The sequence below is a fragment of the Velocimicrobium porci genome (genome assembly GCF_009696045.1).
In the GTDB taxonomy this organism is placed as follows: domain Bacteria; phylum Bacillota; class Clostridia; order Lachnospirales; family Lachnospiraceae; genus Velocimicrobium; species Velocimicrobium porci.
This window is the reverse complement of record NZ_VUMT01000031.1, coordinates 1-21,359: the sequence shown is the minus strand read 5'-3', so window position 1 is coordinate 21,359 and position 21,359 is coordinate 1. Positions and strand designations below refer to the sequence as shown.

Genomic DNA, 21,359 nt, shown 5'->3' with positions numbered 1-21,359 from the left:
TTCCCCTCGCGTTAATCATAGTCGTTGCTATGAATAGGACACCCTTGGTCTTGGCTGTATCCTTCCCACTACTAGGGCGGATTAGGGACTTTCACCCATTAGAAACGTGCGCCGCAAGGCGCACTTAAAAAAAGAGGGTATCACTACCCTCTTCTCTCTTTCGTAAGAACCCAAAATGCCGTTTCCTGAATTTTGACTCCTAGCCAATGCTAGGTGGGTCGCCTCACATAAGTTTCAATCTTCCGCTGCAAACGACGGCTTGACATCTTCTTATAAATATTAGCATCCCGATTCAATTACTGTAGGTTCAAAATATCAGGATTGTCGCACATCCCAGGAATTTCTTTCTGCTTATAGTATATCACCATTTTGCCATTTTATCAAGATTTTTTACATATGAATAAATTTCCAAATTTTCAATTATGACTTTGTGAACTACTTATAGACTATCTCACCTATAGCTTAAAATCCTATACCTTTTTTCTTAATCGACAACTTTAATTGTACAAGTATCTTTTCCACCATTTTGAATCGAAACTGTAATTACAGCAGTTCCTGGGGATAATGCTGTTACATAACCTGTTGAAGCTGTTACAGAAGCAACAGAACTGTCACTGCTTTTAAACTTTCCATCTTCTACTGTATTACCCGGCTTCAAAATTGCTTTTAATGTTGTCTTCTCTCCTACTTTCAGCACAACTTTAGAATCAACTAACTTCACACTTTGTGCAGGCGGTCCAACGTATACGGTTATTACAATTGTCTTTATTTTCCAAAATCCATCACGCACTGTTACGGTAATTTTGGCACTTCCTACTTCTTTTGCTACTAACGTTGCTTTATTTCTTGTTTCTTTCTCAATTCTTATAATATTACTGTCACTGCTTTTAAATGTTGCTTTTTGGCTATCCTCCAGATTATATACTCTCAAAATACACTCTTCACCGGATATAAGATTTTTACTTGACTTAATATTAAGTCGTATATTTTCTGAATTATCTTCACTTGCAGCCTGTGCTATCTTTGGATTCATAAAGGTTCCGGGAAACGGAATCCACTGAATCATTAGCAAAAATACTCCAAGAAATACTATTTTTTTTAACATTGTTACTTTCTTCATGTTCATCCCTCCAAGATGGGTATGATTGCATCACATTCAGAATTTACAATTTGAGTATATTCCCTGTTTGTGACAGAAAAATGGCAAATTGAAAATATTTCAGCTTGTCTTCCAATTTACAATTGATTATAATAAATTCATAACAATCCGTGACAAAACCCCTCATTTTTTTGTCACATAATTGTCATAATCATTAATTATATATTATAATACCAGGGTCAAAAGGTCTTTTGACCCCAACATCATATTATACATAGCTAAATTATTTAGGAGGTCTTACTATGCAACATATGTTGATTGCCGATGATAATCAAGATATAACAGATATTTTATCTGCCTACGCAAAAAAAGAAGGCTTTACTCCTGTTATTGCTGCCGATGGCGTAGAGGCATTTGAACTGTTTCAAAAATACAACCCCAATGTTGTACTTCTGGATGTTATGATGCCAAAAGAAGACGGATACGAGGTATGTCGTAAAATACGCGGACAATCAAATGTTCCAATTATATTAATTACTGCCCGCGGAGAAGATTTTGAACGTATTATGGGACTTGACATTGGAGCAGATGACTATATTGTAAAACCATTTAGTCCAAGCGAAGTAATGGCCAGAGTCCGTGCTGTATTAAGACGTATGGTACAAAATAATACTTCTGCCTTAGTCGAAAATGAAAATGTAATCTCTATCAGTAATATTACAATTAATTTAGATGAATACACCATGTACATAGATAATCAAAAAATATCACTTACAAAAAAAGAGATTGAAACTATGTGGACACTGGCAGGGAATCCTAATAAAGTATTTACAAGAGATAACCTTCTTGACAGTTTATGGGGATTTGATTACTTTGGAGATAGCCGGACGGTAGATTCCCATATTAAACGACTTCGTGCAAAATTAGATAAGGTCGAGCACCCGGACTGGTCAATCAAAACAATTTGGGGTGTTGGATACAAGTTCGAAATAGAAGGGAATTAGAATGAAAAAGTTATCACATTCTACTAATTTATTAGACAGCTTATTTTTCCGTATTTTCTGCTATTTTGCAATCACATTATCTGTATTTGCATTTAGCATTACTTACGTTTTTATGAATCTTTATCGGCAGAATACGCTCAGTTCCTACCAAAACCGTCTTCTCAATCAGGCAAGAAAGTTTTCAAACAGTGTGTCCACCTATGTTATAAATGATGATGTCACTCATTTTACTGCCTATCTGCTTCCATGGCAGGAAATGCTCGCCGTAGAAAATACCGACCTGTGGATACTCCCAAATGCGGATTCGAAAAATGCATTAAAACAAGATTATACAAATGTAAATTTGGAAAGTATGGAGCTAAGTAAAGATACACAAGCAGTTATTGATTCAGCGATTCATAATAAAGCCCGTTGTATCACAAGTTATGAGCCTATGTATGGAAAAACGGTAATGCGTATCTCTACTCCAATTCATGATTCCGGTGGAAATGTAATTGGAGTTATTTTGTTAAACAGCTATTTAGATAACATAGCAAATGGAACCGGAAACAGTAAAAGCATTATTATAACAAGTATTTTATTTGGTTTCATCGTTTCTTTCCTTCTTGCAATATTGTTTGCAAGGCAACTGGCACGCCCTGTTTCACAGATGAGAATCGCAGCTTTAGAATACGCTGACGGTAACTATAGTTATACAACCAATATTAGACGAAAAGATGAAATTGGTGAATTAGCTAATACTTTAGATGTTCTTGCCGAAAAGCTAACTGAAAACGAGAAAGAACGACAGTATCTTGAACAGATGCGTCTTGATTTTTTTGCAAATGTATCTCATGAACTTCGAACCCCAATCACAGTCGTTCGAGGTTATACAGAAACATTAGCTGACGGTATCGTTACAGATTTTGAAAAAATCAACCAGTATTATCAACGAATTCTTTCAGAATGTAAAAGTATGGAACGGTTAGTAGGCGATCTTTTGACACTTTCGAAAATGCAAAACCCAGATTTTCAAGTTGAAAAAGAACCTGTCAATATAGTTCAAATTTTTGATGATGTACTGCGAAGTACTCATATGCTTCGTAAAAATAAACGAATTCATCTCGATTATGAAAAAACAGATGAACCAATTCTTATGCTTGGAGATTATGACCGTCTTCGTCAGATGTTTATCGTTATTCTTGACAATGCGGTTAAATTTTCTTCTGAAGATTCAACCATTCATGTATCGTTGCAATGTACTGATAAGATAGAAATCAAAATTCGAGATGAAGGAATTGGCATTGCAAAAGAAGAACTTCCAAGTATTTTTGATAAATTTTATAAATCAAAACTTCGACAAAACGCCAGTGGTTCAGGGCTTGGTCTTCTTATCGCAAAACAAATTGCTTTAAAACATAAGGGAACAATTGATGTAACAAGTGAACTTGGAAAAGGAACCGAATTTACTTTTACTTTTTCAAAAGAATCCTTTACAGAAAAAGAATTTGTATAAAAAAGTGCAAGAATGAATACTCCACTCTAACAGATTCATTCTTGCGCTTTTTAAATTGAATTTACCTCTCCTGTTATATTTTTACTATCTAAAATACACCAATAATAGCTCTCATTTAGCTGATTTAAATCAACAAACTCACTATCTAGTATCGTTTCATTTTCTTCTTCGTCCAACGATGCAATCAAAAAATATGGTTTCTCTTCTTCCAGTAAAAAAGAAAAACTTTCCTGTGTCCATCCTTCCTGACAAGGCAACACCCGTCCAATCTCAACTTTTTCATTACCGGATATCGTTTTTATTCTCTTCCACAAATTTTTATTTTGCGCATGTTCCTGTTCAACATAATACAACCCAACTTTCCTTCCTGCAACAGGTAAATAAGAATTATTTTGGACAGCAATATCAACAACCAAAAATTTTGAGCCATACACTTGTCGATAATCCAATACTTCTTCTAACTCTTTATCTCCAATTAATAACTCAGCATCATGAACAAGAATTGATGGTGCATAATACTGTCTCTTATTTCTTCCCTCCAAATGTTTAATAAGGCATATATCATCAGGCAAATTCTGATTATGTGGTATTAATTGAAACACACCTGTCACATCCTTTTCTCAAAAATCTCTTAATTATCTCTATTTTATATATTTTTCAAGTTTTTTTCAACTATTTTTTCTTTTTTTAATCTATTTGTCGAAAATTGCGAGCATCTTATGTTGTTTTCATAAAGAAAAAACACTATAATAATATCGGTAAGAAAGGTGGTACATATGTTAAAAGTTTATATTTGTCCAAAATGTGGTGCAGTAAGATTTGTTTCTAAATATAAAACCCAATGTTTTAAATGTGACTGCGAGATGAAATTGTCAAAAACTTCATATGAAGATTATATTCTTCTGACAGAATCAGAACGTCAAAATGAGATTGAAAAAGTTCAAATTCATTAGTTATTTCTCTATCCAATATCATTTTTCCGTTCTATTTTTCTTGACATTCTTTTCTATATAGCGTAAACTATTCGAGTTGCCCGCGTTTAATTGTATATGAGTTTTTCATCAGGAGATACTTATATACATAGAAAGGAAATATATAGGTGAATAAAATGGAAAACCTTCAATTTAGCGATTTAGAACTAGATTCCAGAATATTACGGGCCGTAGCAGAAATGGGATTCGAAGAAGCCTCCCCAATTCAGGCAAAGGCAATTCCCGTTGTTATGGAAGGAAAAGATATTATAGGACAGGCACAGACAGGTACTGGAAAAACAGCCGCTTTCGGCATTCCTTTACTTCACAAAATTAATCCAAAGGATAAACATCTCCAGGCAATTGTACTTTGTCCAACAAGAGAACTTGCAATTCAGGTATCAGAAGAGATTCGTTCTCTTGCCAAATTTATGCACGGCATCAAAGTCCTTCCAATCTATGGTGGTCAAAATATAAATCAACAGATTCGTTCTTTAAAAACAGGAACCCAGGTTGTTATTGGAACTCCAGGTCGTGTTATGGACCATATGAGAAGAAAAACTTTAAAATTAGAATCTGTTAAATTAATTGTATTAGATGAAGCAGATGAGATGTTAAATATGGGATTTCGTGAAGATATCGAAACTATTTTAAAAGAAATGCCAGAAGAACGTCAAACTGTATTATTTTCTGCTACTATGCCCAAGCCAATTATGGACATTGCGAAAAAGTATCAGAAAAATGCACAAATTATCAAAGTAATTAAAAAAGAATTAACAGTTCCAAAAATCGAACAATATTATTATGAAGTAAAAGCTAAAAATAAAGGAGAAGTTTTAACAAGGCTTCTTGATATGTACTCCCCAAAATTATCTCTTGTATTCTGCAATACGAAAAAATGTGTTGACGAACTTGTAGATAAGCTTCAGGGAAGAGGCTATTTTGCTGAAGGACTTCATGGCGATATGAAACAGCTTCAAAGAGACCGGGTTATGAAAAAATTCCGAGATGGCAAAACTGATATTTTAGTGGCAACTGACGTAGCTGCTCGTGGAATTGATGTCGATGATGTAGAGGCTGTTTTTAACTATGACTTACCTCAAGATGATGAATACTATGTACATCGTATTGGTCGTACCGGTCGTGCCGGTCGCGCCGGTCGTTCTTTTACTTTCGTTGTTGGAAAAGAAGTTTACAAATTAAAAGATATTCAAAGACACTGTAAGACCAAAATTCTCTTTCAGCCAATTCCTTCTCTTAATGATGTAACCGGAATTGTCGCTGAAAAAATCTTAGACCAAGTGGATGACATTATCGAACATGTAGATTTATCCAAATTAATTGATATTATCGAAGCCCGTGTAAATGAAGAAGATTACACTTCTCTTGATGTCGCTGCTGCTTTCTTAAAAATGTCAATTGGAGAAGACAGAGATATGGCTGACTCTGGTCGAGAAGATTTTGGCGATACCGGTGCAGAAGAAGGTATGGTTCGTTTATTTATCAATATCGGTAAAAAACAACGAATCAAACCTGGTGATATTCTAGGTGCAATTGCCGGTGAATCAGGAATGCCTGGCAAATTAGTTGGAACAATTGATATGTATGATAAATATACATTCGTAGAAGTTCCAAAAGAATATGCAAATGATGTAATTCATGCAATGAAACATGCATCAATTAAAGGTAAATCTGTTAATATAGAACCAGCAAATAAAAAATAGTTAAAATTTTTCTAAAAAAAGTACCCGTTACAAATAATTTGTAGCGGATACTTTTTTTAGTTATGTTTCATTATTGTACTTCTTAGCTGCCTCAATAATGTCACTTACGGTAATCGAATTTTCCTCACTAATTAGGTTTGGTGCATTCAAATCATAAATTGCCTGTGTCATATTTAATAATGTTGCTTCTGAATCTTCATAAGTTGAAACATTAAATAAATATTCTCCTCCAATTTCAATCGGCATCGCATCTTCCATTTCGTATATTGTTCCATTCATATTACCGCCAAGAATCTTTACTCTGATAGAATTTCCGTCGTAATTACCCTTATACAGTTCTTCTATCTCTACTTCATAAATCGTATATGGTAATGACTCTGCTTCATCCTCTGCACCTGTTGTAGGATCTTTTTCATTCTGATAATCTCCGATATCCAGCAATTCATTCTTTTTACTTTTAACTTTTCCTGTAAACACTAAGTCTGCTTTTTTAACAAGCTGACTTGCATTCTCATACACTGGATAATCCCTGTGAAGAATCGCTACTTTCTTAGAGTCATTTCTATTCTGTTCCAGTATAAACAATACTAACAACAGACCTAATAAAGCAATCGTTAATTTTCTGTTTTTTCGCATTTCTTACATCAAAATTTCTGAGAATTAGCACAAACTAATTCTCAGAAATTACTTTCATTTTTTATTAATATACAACCTGTTTACTTATTTCCACTCCACTTGCAGTAATTCTTTGTGATAATTCAATAGAATCAATATCATCAATGCTGATTGTATCTGCAGAAGATTTTAACTGGAATGTAATTGTTCCACCCGGATTAACTTGCATGTTATCATAAACAGTTGCTAAATCAACAATACATACGCCCTCTTTGTTTGTTACCTGACCACTTCCATAGCCACCACTTGTAAATGTCTGATTATTCTTTGTCTTAATATAAAGTTTTGGCATTTTTATTGTCTTTCCTGCTGTTTCAACAAGGCTTAATGTTTCACCAGATTCTACTTTCTTTGCGGTATTTTTGATTGTAATTGTATATCCTTTTGCATTGCTCCATGCTTCCTGATAGGTATCTACTTTAACATCTACTTCAATTGGAGCATTACTAATCTTGTACTGTTGTAATGGAGCAGAACCAAATAGTGCTTCTTTGATTGTTCTTGTAAGCTCATCTCTCTTACCAGTTGAAGTCTGTTTATCCTGTGAAGCCATCCATGAAATAATACCACCTAAGTTATGACTCTTAACATAGTTTGCTTTTTCACGAATAGAACGCTGATTGTCATAAGTAAAGAATGCACCTGTTTCTGCATTATATAAATATGGAGCTTTTGCTGTATCATCCCAATATTCTTTTAGTCCCGGATAAGCGGCTTTTAATTTATCAATAGAGCCATATCCCCAGACACCTCCACAGCGTCCGCCTTCGCCATCTTTAATTGGTGCTTCATTTAATGCACCCCTTGATGGACTTCTGTCTCCATCTTTATTTACTTGTTCTGCAGTTCCAAACAATCCAGGAAGGCTTGCATCTGCTCCTCCTGTTACCTTTTCCCAACCTCTTGTATAGAAAGCAGAGCCAATAACAATTTTATCAGATGGTGCACCATTTGCTAACAGATACTGAACAGAATCATCTACGGATAGACCAGCATCTTTTAATGGGTCATTTGGATTTGTATAAAGACCTGTCTGATGTCCACTTGTTTCGTCCCATGCACCTCTCATATCATAAGTCATAATATTGGCAAAATCTACAAGTTCAAATAATTTTGGAATATCAATACCATCATTTAACTTTGCTTTTGGTGCAGGTAATGCTACAGTCAATTCATAAGTTTTATTTAGTTCTTTTCCTTGTGCATCTAATTGATTTCTAAATTCTTGTAATAATGCAATATAATTTGCTTTGTCTGCTGCTGAAGCATGTGTTGTTCCTTCATCACGTCGGTTATCTACCAAATCTGGATCACGGTACTGATGCTCACCCGGATACTCCCAATCCAAGTCAACAAAGTCCATATTCGTATACTTGATAAATTTTAAAACATTTTGAACAAAGGCTTTTCTTGTGCTGTCACTTGCTGCAACCTGAGAGAAATCTCCTGACTTTGACCAGCCACCTAATGAAACACCGATTCTTAAGTTCGGATTCTCTGCTCTTAAAAGTTGCATTGCAGATAAAATACCAGCATTTGCTCCGCCCCATTGAACCCCCGGCATTCCTACCGGTGCTCCTGTTGCTGCATCTTTATCACAGAAAATTAAATTTCCATTCGAATCAAAATCTAAAAATGCAAAGTTCAAATGAGTCAATTGATCCGCTGGAATTCCTCCCGGATAAAAGTTGCCTTGTCCGCCCCAGATCGACCAGTCGCCATAATACATTACATTACGGAGCTTTCCTGTAGTCACATAATCTACAACACTTGTCGATTCTGCTTTGGCCACATTGTGAAATGGAACAGCCGGAGCCATTCCTATGAGCATTGCTGCTGCCATCGCTGCTGCAACTGCCTTTGTCATGTTACGTTTGAAGTTGGTTCTCATTGTACTACCTCCTCTTATTAAAATAATTAATAGTTACCCCTATCTATTAACTAACTTCCAAGGACCATACTGACTGCCCGGAGCCTCTCCCTGTGTCCACCATTGACATTCGTATGTTTTTCCCTGGTAACCTACAATATCACCTTTTAAATATATTTTGGAAGCATCGTATTCTTCTACTGTGTTCCCTTCTTCTTTAACCGTAATAATACAAGTTTTTGTCGCTATTTTTCCTTCCGAATTTGTTACTGAATATACCAGTTTATACTCTCCAGCTTTCTTTGTATCCACCGTACCATCTATTTTTATAGAAGCAGTAATATCGCCATCTTTTTTATCCGATGCTGTAATTCCTTCAAGTAAATCAAATTCACTTCCAATCAAAATTATCTTATCTTCAACCCCTGATAAAATTGGAATATTTTCTTCTACAGGAGGTACAATTACTCCCTTTTCTCCAAATTCTTTGAAAACAGATGTATGCTCGTACTGATTTTTTATTCCCTGGTTTGGCTCTGTCATTGCATCCCGATTGATAGACCAAAAAGAAGTCATGGCAATCTTCTTTTCTATCGCCTGATCTACAACTAATTTACTCCATTCTGGTACAAAAATAGGGTCTGAACCACTTTCATATCCAATTGAAACAGTGGTACCAATTTTCGCATAGGCTTTTTCATCGCTCAATATCTGATTTGCGTACTTTTTATAATAAGTTTTTAGCTGGTCTTTTAAAGAATTCACAGCCCTTAAAGAGGCAGTTCCATAATTTTCACCCGGAAGTAAAGTTCCACTTCCGTAGCACATTGTCATTATATTTACAACTTTCAAGTCAACTCCTTCTGACAAATATGCTTCTAAAATAGACAGCCCTTCATATGTTAAACCATCTGGCAGAACCGGCAGTGTAAGCACTACATCAACATCTAACGTATCCTGCAATTTTTTAATCGCTTTTGCATTTGCAATGTTATTAATTTTATTTGTACCGGAACCCTCTACGTCTAAATCAATTCGTGTCAATCCAAATCCTTCTACGATGTCCATATAGGTATTGTATAACTTATCCACGTCTTGTGTTGTTTGCCAAAATGGTGTTCCATTTGCACCACCAAATGAAATACAAACATCTCCACCCATATCACGTACATCTTTGATTGATTTTTTTATTCCTTTATATTGAGTATCATTCTTTCCACCTTCCTCACTCAATAATTTATAGCCACCAAATCCCCATGTAACTTTATTTCCTTCTACACCTCCTGCACTTTGAATAAATCCTAAGTTATAATATTGCACCCCTGTATCTTTTACAACTCTTGCAAGATTTAATGCACCTGCATTGTGATATCCGTCTTTGGTAATCCACTCACACATATCTGCATAAGGAGCATTTACCTGCTCCGGCCACGTTTTCCCGACAGATACACCAAATGTTCCGGTTGCCTGCTTTGCAAAAGCTTCTGTTGGAGAACTGCTTAATGCTATAAAAGCGGTAAAACACACCATTCCAATAACACACCATTTTTTCTTAAACTTTTCCCGTTTCGCCACAATAAAACCTCCCTCTCATTTTTACACCTTGTCATTGTTTCATTGAAAATCAGCAATTATTTTTGTTAATTCACATAATTTTCTTTTATTTTTTTACCAGTTCCTGTATAATTATTACATTATATTTACCATATTTTAACATAGTCGTCAATGAAATTGTACAAAACACACAACTTTGTATAAAAAACAACAACATAAGAAAAATTTTTAAACAAAAATCTAAATCATGAAATGTAAATAACTGTTTTTGTTTATTAAAATCAAAGCAAAAAAATAGAAACAAGTAATCTCTAAACTTTCAAACTACTTGTTTCTATTTTTCTTATTCCTTTTCAACAATAGGGTATGCAATACTAAAATAACCATCATTTTCAACAGCAATCGACTCATAGTTTGGAGCATCTTTCATCTTATAGACTCTCGCTCCAATTTCTAAAACATTCGAATCACCGTTTTCATTATGCTTCTTCTTCTCTGTATTATTTTTTACTTCTGTAATCAAGGTGTCTAACTGCGCTTCCTTTATATATCCGCCTGCTACATAAAAATATTGATTATTACAGTATACATACGGATACGGCGCTTTATAAAAATATCTTGAATATACTGCCAAGCCAATTGATATAATGCACACACTAAAAACTATTATAATTCCTTTTTGTTTATCATTCATATACTCCACCTATTAATGTCTAATATATATTGTTGTATTTTTATCTTATTCGCTACATTTTACTTTATTTGCACCCCTTTACATTTAAAATCTCCTATCAAGTAAAATAATCAACTGTCATTATTATGATACTAGGGTCAAAAAGTCATGCTTTTTCTCTTTTAATTTTATATATTATCTATCCCACTTATCACAAAGAGAATTGATTTGGTCTGCAAATTTAGCCAAATCTTTGTTTGCTCCTCCCTCATTATGGCGAATAACAGCAAGTAAACGCTGTCCTGCTGCAAGAAGTCTTGAAAAGACATCGTTTGCCCGGCTTGCTTCTTTTTGTTTCTTTTCGATTGGAATCCGAAGTCCCTCTTTTACCCATGCATTCGCTGCCAGATCAAAAATTGCTCCGCTGTATGGTGCTGCTGTATCAAATCCATAATTTTCTTTTAAATTATCCGCAAAAATATCACATACCTGATCTTCACCATGGACAATAAAAACCTTCTTTGGCTTTTCCTCAAAGGCATTAATCCAACGAATCAATCCTTCTCTGTCTGCATGACCACTGATTCCATTTAAACGTTTAATCTTAGCACAAACAGCTATTTCCTCTCCAAATAAATGTACTGTCTTTGCTCCTTCCAGCAATGCTCTTCCAAGACTTCCGGCTGCCTGATACCCAACAAATAAAATCGTACTTTCCGGTCTCCAAAGATTATGTTTTAAATGATGGCGAATACGCCCTGCCTCACACATACCGGATGCAGATATAATTACCTTTGGATGCTCCGCAAAATTAATTTGCTTTGATTCTTCACTTGTAATTGAAGTTTTTAATCCCGGAAAACTAATTGGGTTGATTCCTTTTCTAATATAGTTTAAAGCTTCTTCATCAAAGCAGCTGTCTTTATTATCATTAAAAATAAGTGTAGCTTCAATTGCCAACGGACTATCTACATACACTTCAAAGTTTTCATGTCCTTTTACTAAATTGTCCTCTTTTATTTTTCTTATAAAATATAATAACTCTTGCGTACGTCCAACTGCAAAAGAAGGAATTACAACATTTCCTCCTTTGTCAAATGTAGTTTTAATAATGTCTGCCAGTTCATTTACATAGTCTGGAATTTCTCCATGACTTCGATCTCCATACGTCGATTCCATTACAACATAATCTGCATGCTCTGTATATTGAGGATCTCTTAACAATGGCTGATTCTGATTTCCAATGTCACCGGAAAATACAATCTTTTTCTCAATCCCTTCCTCTGACATCCAGACCTCAATACTTGCCGAACCAAGCAGATGACCAATATCAGTAAAACGGATTGTAATTCCATCGCAAACGGATATTTTTTTTCCATATTCACATGGAATAAATAATCCCATAACTCCAATTGCGTCACTCATTGTGTAAAGTGGAACCGCCTCTCCTTTTCCCGACCTGCGCCCTTTCCTGTTCTTCCATTCAGCTTCTGCCGATTGAATATGAGCACTGTCACGAAGCATGATACCACATAAATCCGTTGTTGCAATTGTCGCAAACACAGAGCCACGAAAACCTCTCGCATATAACAATGGAAGTAATCCTGTGTGATCAATGTGAGCATGCGTTACAAATACATAATCAATATCCGCCGCATTAATTGGAAGCTCCTGGTTTACAAATAAATCGGTTCCCTGTTCCATTCCAAAGTCAACTAAAATGTGCTTACCATTCACCTCAAGATAATGACAACTTCCAGTTACCTCATGGTCTGCTCCAATAAATTCTAACTTCATGTCAAACACCTCCGCTGTTAATATATCCTTCTCTTTTTTGTAGTTCTATTTTATCATATTTTTTATAAAAAGCATACTATTTCAAGCAAAGTACAAAATATATTTTATTTTACAATTCCAAATACATAATTTACTGTTTTTTTCCCATACTAAAATTAGCGTATTTCAATTGCTCACAAAAAATACGTTTTTTGGGTATAGGCTCCCGATAACCTAAATATGAAAAAGGAGTATATTATTTATGGAAAAAGGATACATTCCAACCCCTAATGGTGCTCCATTAATACCAGTCGAAGATCCATTAGCCGATTTCGATGAAGTAGGTGATCCATTAACTGAAGAAGAAATTATGGGAATACGACAGCTCTCCAACTATAATGAAAATAATAAAGCTGCACCTGATAACAATATTTTTTTTGAGGCAAGAAGCAACCCGCTAAGCAGCAAAGGAAACTAAATTAAGAGCTGCTGCAAAATGAATGTTTCATATCACTTTCCATTTTGCAGCAGCCCTATTTTTTATAGTTTCATTTTTTTATCGTTTTATTATTCATTCCTCTGCTTCCACTTGTATCCTGGTTTCTACAACTTCATCCCGTTTTTTCTGCTCACTTTTCAAAATACATAAACCTTTTTTCATACCAGACGGTATCAAATTTAATACATAAATATTGTCAAATCTGCTATAAATCGCTTCACCGCCAATACCGGACAGACAAATTAATTGTGTGTTTGTTTTTTTTGCCATCTCCATTAATGGCTTTAAAAGATGTGCCGAAGTCGTCTGTGCAAATGGATTATCCATAATCAAAACCTTTCCTTCATTTTTTTCATAAAATAAATCATTCCTTCCATGCCGCATATAACACATAAGACTGGATAAAACGACAAATGCAGAAAGGAATCCTTCTCCACCTGAATTTTTCATTCCTTCCTTCCATGTTATTTTTGTTTCCCGTCCTTCTTCTATTTTGTAAAGATTAATTTCTGCATTATGAATCCCAACTGCCGTATCATAAAGCCTTGTAGTCGTTATATATTTCGAAATATACTCATCTGTATTTTCATTTCTGTCATAGAGAGTCATTGCCCCTTCCTTTATTCTGTTAAGAAACTCTGAAAGCTTTACTTTTATCATCGCTTCGTTCCATTCCAAAAGATTGATTTTCAACATTTTAATTGGTCGTTTTCTTATAACAATACTTGAATTTTTGTCAATGCTTCCAAGATTATCATAAACTGCCTTTATATATTCCATGATACTCGATAGTATATTTTCTTCCTCCCGCTCAAATAATTCAAGATCTGCATTCAGCTTTTCCATTGTATTTTTGGAAGCCTCTAAAACACGACCAAATTGCTCTAAAATACTTTCCGGCTGTTCACTGTATACAAGATTTAACAGATTTGCAAGTGGAATTTGAAAATAATCATCAGAAAAAACAGACATTGTTTTTATCGTATCAATTTCTTCCTTTAACCGTTCTCTCGCTTTTGAAACATATTCTCCGGATAGCCGGTAATCCCGAATTAGTATACCTCGAAATTTATCAATTTCCTCCGGTTTCATCGTTCTAAAATCTTCTTCCAATTCAACCGCTTCTCTCTCAGCAAAATCTTGATATTCTGCTAAAGCAGTTAAGTTAGCAACAATATTTTGATATTTAACATGAATCGCTTCTACTTGTTCTTTTACCTGTTGCAATTTTATTTTAGCTTCAGAAATCAGCTTATCAAAATTTTCCTTTGCTATCTCACTCTTTGGCAATATATCATCAAAATGATAAAATTTATTCATTTCCTCCCATTTTAACTGATATTGATTTTTTAAAGAAATTGCTTGTTTTTCAATTTCCTTTTCTTTACCCATTTTAATTTGAATCGAATGTTGTAAAAAATCTAGTTTTTCTTTCTCATTTTTTTCATTTATTTTAGAATATTTTACAGATTTATATTCCGATTCTTCTATTTTTCTTACCTCTGCATAAGAATCCAAATAATCTTTTTCTTCTTTTTCTTTCAGGGAATACTCATTTAAAGCCTCTTCCAGCCACTTTATTTCACCTGTTATATCGGAAACTAATGCGTCATACCGGGCTTCTAACAATGAAATATCCTTTGTCATGCTTTCTCTTTCTACTTCTGTCTGGCCCATAGCATAACGTTCGAACTTTGATAATTGTTGCAAATTTTTCTTTTTTTCCAAATCTAAATAAAGTAAATTTTCTTTGATTCGCTCTCTTTCTCTGCTGAGTGTATCTAATAATTTTTCTGCCTTTTCATATTCTTTTTGAGCATTCCTCAATCCCCTTTGAATTTCATCTAATTTTTCTTTATTGTCTACATACGTTTCATACTCCAATGCCAATTTAGCAAAACAATCTCGTTTTTTAAACTGCAGTTCTTTTTGTTTTTTTAATTGTTGATTGTTTTTCGTTAATTCTTCCTCTTCATTTTTTTTACGTGCTTTACTGTTTAGAATCGTACTCTTCGTCTCCTCTAGCGATTCAATTTGCCGACTCAGCTCTTCTATTTTTTCTTTTTTGTCAAAATATTCTTTCGAAGAAAGCTTTTGATACTCGATTTCATTTCGATTATTTATATAAGTACGTAGCGCCTCTTTCTTTTCCTCTATTTTTTGTTCCAGTTCTTTTATCTTCACACCCAATTCTTGCTTCATCTGTTCTAGCTTTTCTTCATCTAAAAGATTTTTATTGAACCAGACATAAAACTTTACACAATCGAACTGAAACAGTTTCGTTGAATTTTGAAACGTTTCTAATTTTTCTTTTTCCACAATCGGTATTGGAAACGACGTATATAAATCAAAATCTGCCTGCTCTAATTTCTTAATCTGGGCATTGGAAAGAAGAATTGAATATGGAATAAATGGATTGTTTTCTACAATTTTTTCATTCTTTTCTATCGAATAAGAATTCTTTTTTAGCCACTCCATTCCATATGTGGCAGAAATTCCAATTTCCTCCAGTTTGTCACTTATCTCTTTTGGAAGTTCAAGCATCTTACCTTCTGATAATTTTACAAATTCTTCCTTTATTTTTTCTGCTTTTTTTGTAAGCTCAGAAATAATAGCTTCCAGCTTTTTTATTTCTTTCTCATATTCTTCTATAATGGTAGTGGTGTCAAACAGAAATTCCGGTGAAATTTCTACATATTTTATAAGCGTTTTTCGACGTGAAATTAACTGCTCCATATAATCGAGCCTATCTTGTTCCTGATTTTTCTCATAAGTTAATAAAACATTCTGTTTTTCGCAGTCAGCATATGCCTTCTCTTTTGCAGTAATCTGTTCTCTTAATAGTATAATTTTATGATCCGTTTCATCATATTGCTCTTGAAGCTTTTCTTCTTCCCTTCGATACTCGTCTGCTCTCTTTTCTAAGAAGCCCTCTTCATAGTATCCGGTCATCGTTCTCATCATATTCTCATCAAAATCTGAATTAAATTCTGACTCAAACCGGTCATAACTCTTTATCTTTTCTATATAACTTCCTTTTTCAATTTGATAATTTCCTATTTTTTTATTCAAATCCTGTTGAGCAAGACAAAGCCCATTTGATGTCGTCTGATTATTCATTTCTTCTAATGTAAGCTCTTTCGTTTTCTTTATGTCTCCCAAATTTTTCAAATTATAAAAAGAATAAATCTGGTTTCCCAAGCGATTGATTTCCGGAAGCTTCTCTTCTTCTTTTTTTCTTGAATGAGCCAATTGTTCCTGATGTTTGACAACTTGCTTTTTTATATTCCGATAGCTGTCATAAAGTCTTGCACATTCTAAAATTTGAAGGTTTCTCTCTACTTTTTCTGCCTCTTTTTCATCACTCAAAATTACTTTTTGCAAATTTTTAAGATTTGTCGAAGTTTCTTCAAAATGGTCTTTTAATTCATATAGCTCACAAGATATTTTTTCATGTTCTTTTCTGGAAATTTCTTGTAAAATCAACTGTATTTTTGCTTCAAGTTCTTCTTTTCTTTTTCTATATTCCGCCTCTAATTGCTGAAATTTCTCAATCAAACTATAAATTTTATTTTCGTACTCATTCTGTTTTTGAAATTCCGATTGATAAAAAATTATTTTCTCCTGAATATCTTTTGCTTTCTCATGAAAAAGTGTAATATGCTCCCGTTTTTCAATTTTTGCCTGATTGACTCTGTATTGCTTTATATATTTTTGAACCATGTCAACATAATTGCCAATTAAATTACTGTCCTCATTCAATTTATCCTCAATTGCTTTTAAAAACCACTTCTCAATTAATCCACTTTCATCTTTTACATTTTTAAACAAATCCGAAAGTCCCGATTCTTCTTCGTTTATTTTGTGGATAATTGTTTCCCATTCTTTATAATTAATCCCAAACTCTAGAAGTCTTGTAAAATAACCTTTTGAATTTTGATTCATATCATAATAAAGAAATGCACCGAAGGAATCTTTTTTATATTGTTCCATAAGTTTTTTACATTCACCAAAACTTTTTAAATGCTTCACTCCGTCTATATGCTCAACAAATCCAATGTTATCAATATGATATGGACATCCTTTATCTGTATACTCACCAATAAAATCAAATAATTCAAGTGTCGCTAAATCATCTGTATTATCAGGACGTTTTCTTACTAACATTCCTGTAAGTACGAAACCGTTTCCACTGTCTAAAAGCCATTCTACCATCACAATGGTTGGTGAGGGCAAGGTAAAATAATCTTTAAACTTCCTGGCACCAATGTTTCGATAACTGCCATGTACAAATAAAGACATAATCATCTGAATCAGTACCGACTTTCCACCTCCGTTTCGGAGTGAAATCAACGTACTTTCTCCTTCAAATTCAAATGTTTCATCATCGACCCGGGACAAATTATTGTTATAGTTTAAATTGATAATTCGTATTTTATTTATTTTACTCATAGTTTTTCTCCCAATACTTTTCTTACGCGTTCAAAATTATTTTTATTTAAAAGATTCCAATCCATAAATGCTGTTAGTTTTTTGGTCGGCTGTATCATTTCATCCATTTCAATAAAAATAATTAACCCCTGTTTTTGCAAAAATTCTAAAATATTAATAACAAACCCAACCTTATTTGTTTTCTGTTTTACAAGTTTATCTGTGTTTTTGAGGGAATCATAAATTTCTTTCATATCTTTAAAAGCCAGTCCTATTTTTTCTTCCCGCTCTTCATCACAAGCTTCTACTCCTGCTGCCAGCCGTTCGGCTATGATGTTCATAAATTCACCCAATTTCAAGAAAGTTCTTGAATTGCTTGTATTTCCCTGCGAATCATAAAACTCGGTTAACAGGGTAAGAATGACAAATTGTGAAAGATAATAATCCTTATCCGTTCCTGCAGAACGACATAATTCCATCTTCAATTGTTTTTTTGAAAAGCCTAAAACATAATTTTCTTCGTTTGGAATTAAATAAATGACAGAACCATACTTTTCAATTTGACATTCTGCAATTTCTGCCTGTCTTTTTACAAGCTCCCGAACCTCATCCTTTTCAACATAAGCCCGAAACAGTTCCAGATTCTTCTTCTCATCTAATTCTCTATGTGAAATTAAATAATAAAAAAGTTCCTGACTCAGCCTTATATTATCTTCCTCATAAACCATATCAAACCTCCACCTTAAAATAAATATTACTGCAAATTATTTTTTTTCGTTCCCCCGTATCTTCATCTAAAAGCTCACCAATGCAAACCTTTTTTCCATCTTCCATTCTCCCTGCTTTAAACATTTTTATATTACTATCCCCTATTACATTATATATCGTATCTCTTAGTTCAAATTCGGTAGGCTCTTCATAAATATATTCTCGGTTATATTTTCGAATAGACTCCAGATCCACTTCTCTTTCCTTCAGCATTTCAATCACAATTTCTTTAAAAATATCAATCGTTGGAATCAGCTGTCTTTTTTCCTCTTCCGTTATCTTTGCAACTAATTGCTCTAAACTTATCTCCCCCTCCGATACTGCATAGTTTAAAATGACAGCTGCACTTTTATTGTATTTTTCAAGCTTCTTTCTAATTTTTTCTTTCTGCTCTTGCTCCCATAATTCTTCATCAAAATCCAGTAATTCTCCCTTTTCCTCCTCCTTCTTTTTTCTTGTCGGTCTTTGTATCTCAAGACATTTATTTATATTATAGGTTTTATCTAATTCTCTGCGAAACAATGGATTTAAAAAATAATGGATATTTTCAAGCAAAGAAGCATCTTCCATCACCTTAGAATAAAGTTCATTCCTTAAATCAAATCGTTTTATAAACGCCATCTGTGTCATTTCATATAATTGCTGGTCATAAATTGATTTAAAATCTAAATGCGCATTTAATATCACCTGATGGCTTTCAATTGTTTTCCGAAGATAACGGTCAATCGTTTTTAAATTATTTAAGTTTTCCTCTTCTTTTTTATCCAGCTTTCTCACATTGATATTTTGTTCTTCTAATTCCTTCATTCTGGATTTTACCAGTTCCTCATAAGAAGAAAATTTTTGTTTTGTAGATTCTAACATGGAAAGATTGTCTTTCATAAGCTGTTTATAATCGCTTACAGAATAATTCAACGCATTTTGCCGAATCCGGTTTACTGCATCTTCCATTTTCTTTAATTGAATTTTCATTCTCTGGAAAATATCTTTTATTGAATCTACCGCCTTTTCGTAGTCTGCTTTTTCTAAATGTAATTTAAATATAATTTCCTGAACAGTAAGCTTCATATTACTTTCAACTTCTAATGTAGATAAAATAAGATTATAGCCGTCATCGGTCATGTAATAAACCGTTCTTCTTAACCCATTCCGACCAATTCCTTCTTCCATGTCTGCCTGCATATCAACGGAGCGGTTCCCGATATAGTTGATATATTTTTTCTCATAAGTTCTTTTTTCATAGTTATAACAGTCAAAATACATCGGTTTTCCATCATTTCCAAGTATCGTATTGACGATAAAATCGACAGCATCTTTACACTGCTCATAATTCATATTTTTATGAAAAAAATAAGTATTTAGCTCATCAAAAAACAATGCAATATCATCAATGGTACAGTTTTCGTCTTTCAAAGATTGTTCCATTATAAATAGCATAATAGAAAAAACAACCGTTATTTGTTCTTCCTCTTTTACAAATCCATAACCTGCAAGTGTTTTCTTATTTATAATATTTTTTATAAGCATCGTATACATTCCCATATGCTTCATTCTGTCTTCAAATTGCTTTAAATAATCGAATTCCATAATTCACCCTTTTTCTTTTTCTAAAAATCTGACACATTCAAAATTTCTTGAGGAATATAAATCCCCTGTTTCAATATTTGACAAATCAAATTCTGTTCTGCTTCCTTAAATTGTTCTAAAAACAAAGTCCCAATTGATGTATTCTGCTTTTCTTTTGTAGACGGTAATTTTTCTCTTTTTACAAGCATTGCAAGGTATGCTTCCTTAAATATCTTTATTTTGCATTTCATATGATACATTTCATAAAATTTTTCATAAATTATAATTCCTTCATAGTCTAAGTCACCAAAATAAAGAATCTGATTTTGTTTTGCTGACAAATAAGGCGGTGCACATATGAAAAAATCCATAAAATTTTTCCATATTCTTTTTCCTGCCCCGTAAACAATCGTTCCAATTTCTACTCCAAAAATTTTGTTATTTCCTTCTAATAAATATTTTCGCATACTAAAAAAAGTATCCTTATTTTCCACAATAATAATATTTTGTGGTGCTTCATAACAAACCGAATAGTATGCCAGGGGCTCTGTTGTTTCATATAAATTTAAATCTTCTAAAGTCAAACCAAGGTTTTTTAAAATTCTCTTTCCTGACTTTTCGGAGATTTCCTTTTCATAATTCCAGATTTGAAAGCTTCGTTCATTCAGCGAAACCATTGTATCTAAAAGCTCTCTTTTTTCTAATAAAAATTGATTCAATTGAAGTATTTTTTCACGATCTAATTTATATTGCTCTATATGATTTAAGTAGTATGTAATTTCTAATTCCGGAACCATTTTAAAATTTAGTTCTTCTTTATATTGTTCAAATGACTGCTCTGGGAAATTAATTTTATATCTGTTATATAATGGTGGTGTTCTCCCATTTAACTTAGACGATTTAATTATACTAATCTTATTATTTTCCATTAATTCATTTATAATATCATACAATTCCATGTACTGATCAATTCTCAAATCATATAAATTTCTTATTTCGTCTAATGTTATTTTCTTTTTATTATATTTGAAAATTTGTTCCAAGGCAAACTCCTCTCTATTCATCTTTGTACTTTTTTATCTTAACACATGTACACAAAATATTCAGTAAGTATCTTTGTATTTTTTTAAAAAAGTGTCTTCGACACTTCAACTCCCCTGCCCTCAATCTTGAGGGAATTTAGGGGTTTCTTTTTGTTAATTTTTCCTGCATAATAGGGTTATGAATATCTTACAAAGAATCTTTACCGACTAT

16 protein-coding genes and 1 other RNA gene are annotated in these 21,359 nt (G+C 33.3%); 5 read left to right on the top strand and 12 right to left on the bottom strand.

All coding sequences use genetic code 11. The annotated features are described in order from the left end of the window. Window positions 1-163 precede the first annotated feature (163 nt). A non-coding RNA gene (gene ssrS, locus FYJ58_RS13420) (6S RNA) lies at window positions 164-343 on the bottom strand. Window positions 344-484: 141 nt separating this feature from the next. After that, complete coding sequence (locus FYJ58_RS13415) at window positions 485-1,120, bottom strand: Ig-like domain-containing protein (RefSeq protein WP_235912659.1); 636 nt, start codon at window positions 1,118-1,120, stop codon at window positions 485-487. 281 nt (window positions 1,121-1,401) lie between these two features. Here FYJ58_RS13415 and FYJ58_RS13410 point away from each other — a divergent pair, with 281 nt between their 5' ends. Next, the gene (locus FYJ58_RS13410) at window positions 1,402-2,103 is read left to right on the top strand and encodes a response regulator transcription factor (RefSeq protein WP_154520217.1); all 702 of its coding nucleotides are present in this window, start codon (window positions 1,402-1,404) and stop codon (window positions 2,101-2,103) included. 1 nt (window position 2,104) lies between these two features. Next, window positions 2,105-3,598, top strand: a complete 1,494-nt coding sequence (locus tag FYJ58_RS13405; RefSeq protein ID WP_154520216.1) for a sensor histidine kinase — start codon at window positions 2,105-2,107, stop codon at window positions 3,596-3,598. 50 nt (window positions 3,599-3,648) lie between these two features. Here the strand turns inward: FYJ58_RS13405 and FYJ58_RS13400 are convergent, their stop codons facing one another. Further along, a complete protein-coding gene (locus FYJ58_RS13400) occupies window positions 3,649-4,200 on the bottom strand; it encodes a hypothetical protein (protein WP_154520215.1) in 552 nt (183 codons plus the stop codon). A 174-nt stretch (window positions 4,201-4,374) separates the two neighbouring features. On the opposite strand from FYJ58_RS13400, the gene FYJ58_RS13395 reads away from it, so the two are divergent. Together FYJ58_RS13395 and FYJ58_RS13390 are read left to right on the top strand one after the other, a co-directional pair. Next, window positions 4,375-4,551: a DNA-directed RNA polymerase subunit M gene (locus FYJ58_RS13395; RefSeq protein WP_154520214.1), complete on the top strand. Its 177-nt coding sequence runs from the start codon at window positions 4,375-4,377 to the stop codon at window positions 4,549-4,551. A 155-nt stretch (window positions 4,552-4,706) separates the two neighbouring features. After that, window positions 4,707-6,293, top strand: a complete 1,587-nt coding sequence (locus tag FYJ58_RS13390) for a DEAD/DEAH box helicase (RefSeq protein WP_154520219.1) — start codon at window positions 4,707-4,709, stop codon at window positions 6,291-6,293. Window positions 6,294-6,353: 60 nt separating this feature from the next. Here FYJ58_RS13390 and FYJ58_RS13385 read toward each other — a convergent pair whose 3' ends face one another. From FYJ58_RS13385 to FYJ58_RS13365, 5 genes are all read right to left on the bottom strand, one after another. Further along, a complete protein-coding gene (locus FYJ58_RS13385; RefSeq protein WP_154520213.1) occupies window positions 6,354-6,929 on the bottom strand; it encodes a hypothetical protein in 576 nt (191 codons plus the stop codon). A gap of 64 nt (window positions 6,930-6,993) precedes the next feature. Beyond that, window positions 6,994-8,859 (bottom strand): glycosyl hydrolase family 18 protein, encoded by a 1,866-nt coding sequence (locus tag FYJ58_RS13380; protein WP_154520212.1) that lies wholly within the window; start codon window positions 8,857-8,859, stop codon window positions 6,994-6,996. Window positions 8,860-8,898: 39 nt separating this feature from the next. Continuing rightward, window positions 8,899-10,413, bottom strand: coding sequence for an immunoglobulin-like domain-containing protein (locus FYJ58_RS15205; protein ID WP_154520211.1), 1,515 nt, complete (start codon window positions 10,411-10,413; stop codon window positions 8,899-8,901). A 322-nt stretch (window positions 10,414-10,735) separates the two neighbouring features. Beyond that, window positions 10,736-11,086: a hypothetical protein gene (locus FYJ58_RS13370; RefSeq protein WP_154520210.1), complete on the bottom strand. Its 351-nt coding sequence runs from the start codon at window positions 11,084-11,086 to the stop codon at window positions 10,736-10,738. Between the two features lie 174 nt (window positions 11,087-11,260). After that, a complete protein-coding gene (locus FYJ58_RS13365) occupies window positions 11,261-12,862 on the bottom strand; it encodes an MBL fold metallo-hydrolase RNA specificity domain-containing protein (RefSeq protein ID WP_154520209.1) in 1,602 nt (533 codons plus the stop codon). A 241-nt stretch (window positions 12,863-13,103) separates the two neighbouring features. On the opposite strand from FYJ58_RS13365, the gene FYJ58_RS13360 reads away from it, so the two are divergent. Next, complete coding sequence (locus FYJ58_RS13360; RefSeq protein WP_154520208.1) at window positions 13,104-13,319, top strand: hypothetical protein; 216 nt, start codon at window positions 13,104-13,106, stop codon at window positions 13,317-13,319. 93 nt (window positions 13,320-13,412) lie between these two features. On the opposite strand, the gene FYJ58_RS13355 is transcribed toward FYJ58_RS13360, so the two are convergent. From FYJ58_RS13355 to FYJ58_RS13340, 4 genes are read right to left on the bottom strand one after another with little or no spacing between them, the layout of a single operon-like run. After that, window positions 13,413-17,792: a coiled-coil domain-containing protein gene (locus FYJ58_RS13355; protein WP_154520207.1), complete on the bottom strand. Its 4,380-nt coding sequence runs from the start codon at window positions 17,790-17,792 to the stop codon at window positions 13,413-13,415. After that, the gene (locus FYJ58_RS13350) at window positions 17,789-18,499 is read right to left on the bottom strand and encodes a DUF6063 family protein (RefSeq protein ID WP_154520206.1); all 711 of its coding nucleotides are present in this window, start codon (window positions 18,497-18,499) and stop codon (window positions 17,789-17,791) included. Before FYJ58_RS13350 ends, FYJ58_RS13355 begins: the two co-directional genes overlap by 4 nt. A 1-nt stretch (window position 18,500) precedes the next feature. Next, complete coding sequence (locus tag FYJ58_RS13345; RefSeq protein ID WP_154520205.1) at window positions 18,501-20,126, bottom strand: hypothetical protein; 1,626 nt, start codon at window positions 20,124-20,126, stop codon at window positions 18,501-18,503. Between the two features lie 20 nt (window positions 20,127-20,146). Continuing rightward, window positions 20,147-21,148, bottom strand: coding sequence for a Wadjet anti-phage system protein JetD domain-containing protein (locus tag FYJ58_RS13340; RefSeq protein ID WP_205839265.1), 1,002 nt, complete (start codon window positions 21,146-21,148; stop codon window positions 20,147-20,149). Between the last annotated feature and the right edge of the window lie 211 nt (window positions 21,149-21,359).

Coding starts and splice junctions, on each gene's coding strand:
- FYJ58_RS13415 (WP_235912659.1), bottom strand. CDS start 1,120: ATGAAGAAAGTAACAATGTTAAAAAAAATAGTATTTCTTGGAGTATTT.
- FYJ58_RS13410 (WP_154520217.1), top strand. CDS start 1,402: ATGCAACATATGTTGATTGCCGATGATAATCAAGATATAACAGATATT.
- FYJ58_RS13405 (WP_154520216.1), top strand. CDS start 2,105: ATGAAAAAGTTATCACATTCTACTAATTTATTAGACAGCTTATTTTTC.
- FYJ58_RS13395 (WP_154520214.1), top strand. CDS start 4,375: ATGTTAAAAGTTTATATTTGTCCAAAATGTGGTGCAGTAAGATTTGTT.
- FYJ58_RS13390 (WP_154520219.1), top strand. CDS start 4,707: ATGGAAAACCTTCAATTTAGCGATTTAGAACTAGATTCCAGAATATTA.
- FYJ58_RS13385 (WP_154520213.1), bottom strand. CDS start 6,929: ATGCGAAAAAACAGAAAATTAACGATTGCTTTATTAGGTCTGTTGTTA.
- FYJ58_RS13380 (WP_154520212.1), bottom strand. CDS start 8,859: ATGAGAACCAACTTCAAACGTAACATGACAAAGGCAGTTGCAGCAGCG.
- FYJ58_RS13370 (WP_154520210.1), bottom strand. CDS start 11,086: ATGAATGATAAACAAAAAGGAATTATAATAGTTTTTAGTGTGTGCATT.
- FYJ58_RS13365 (WP_154520209.1), bottom strand. CDS start 12,862: ATGAAGTTAGAATTTATTGGAGCAGACCATGAGGTAACTGGAAGTTGT.
- FYJ58_RS13360 (WP_154520208.1), top strand. CDS start 13,104: ATGGAAAAAGGATACATTCCAACCCCTAATGGTGCTCCATTAATACCA.
- FYJ58_RS13355 (WP_154520207.1), bottom strand. CDS start 17,792: ATGAGTAAAATAAATAAAATACGAATTATCAATTTAAACTATAACAAT.
- FYJ58_RS13350 (WP_154520206.1), bottom strand. CDS start 18,499: ATGGTTTATGAGGAAGATAATATAAGGCTGAGTCAGGAACTTTTTTAT.
- FYJ58_RS13345 (WP_154520205.1), bottom strand. CDS start 20,126: ATGGAATTCGATTATTTAAAGCAATTTGAAGACAGAATGAAGCATATG.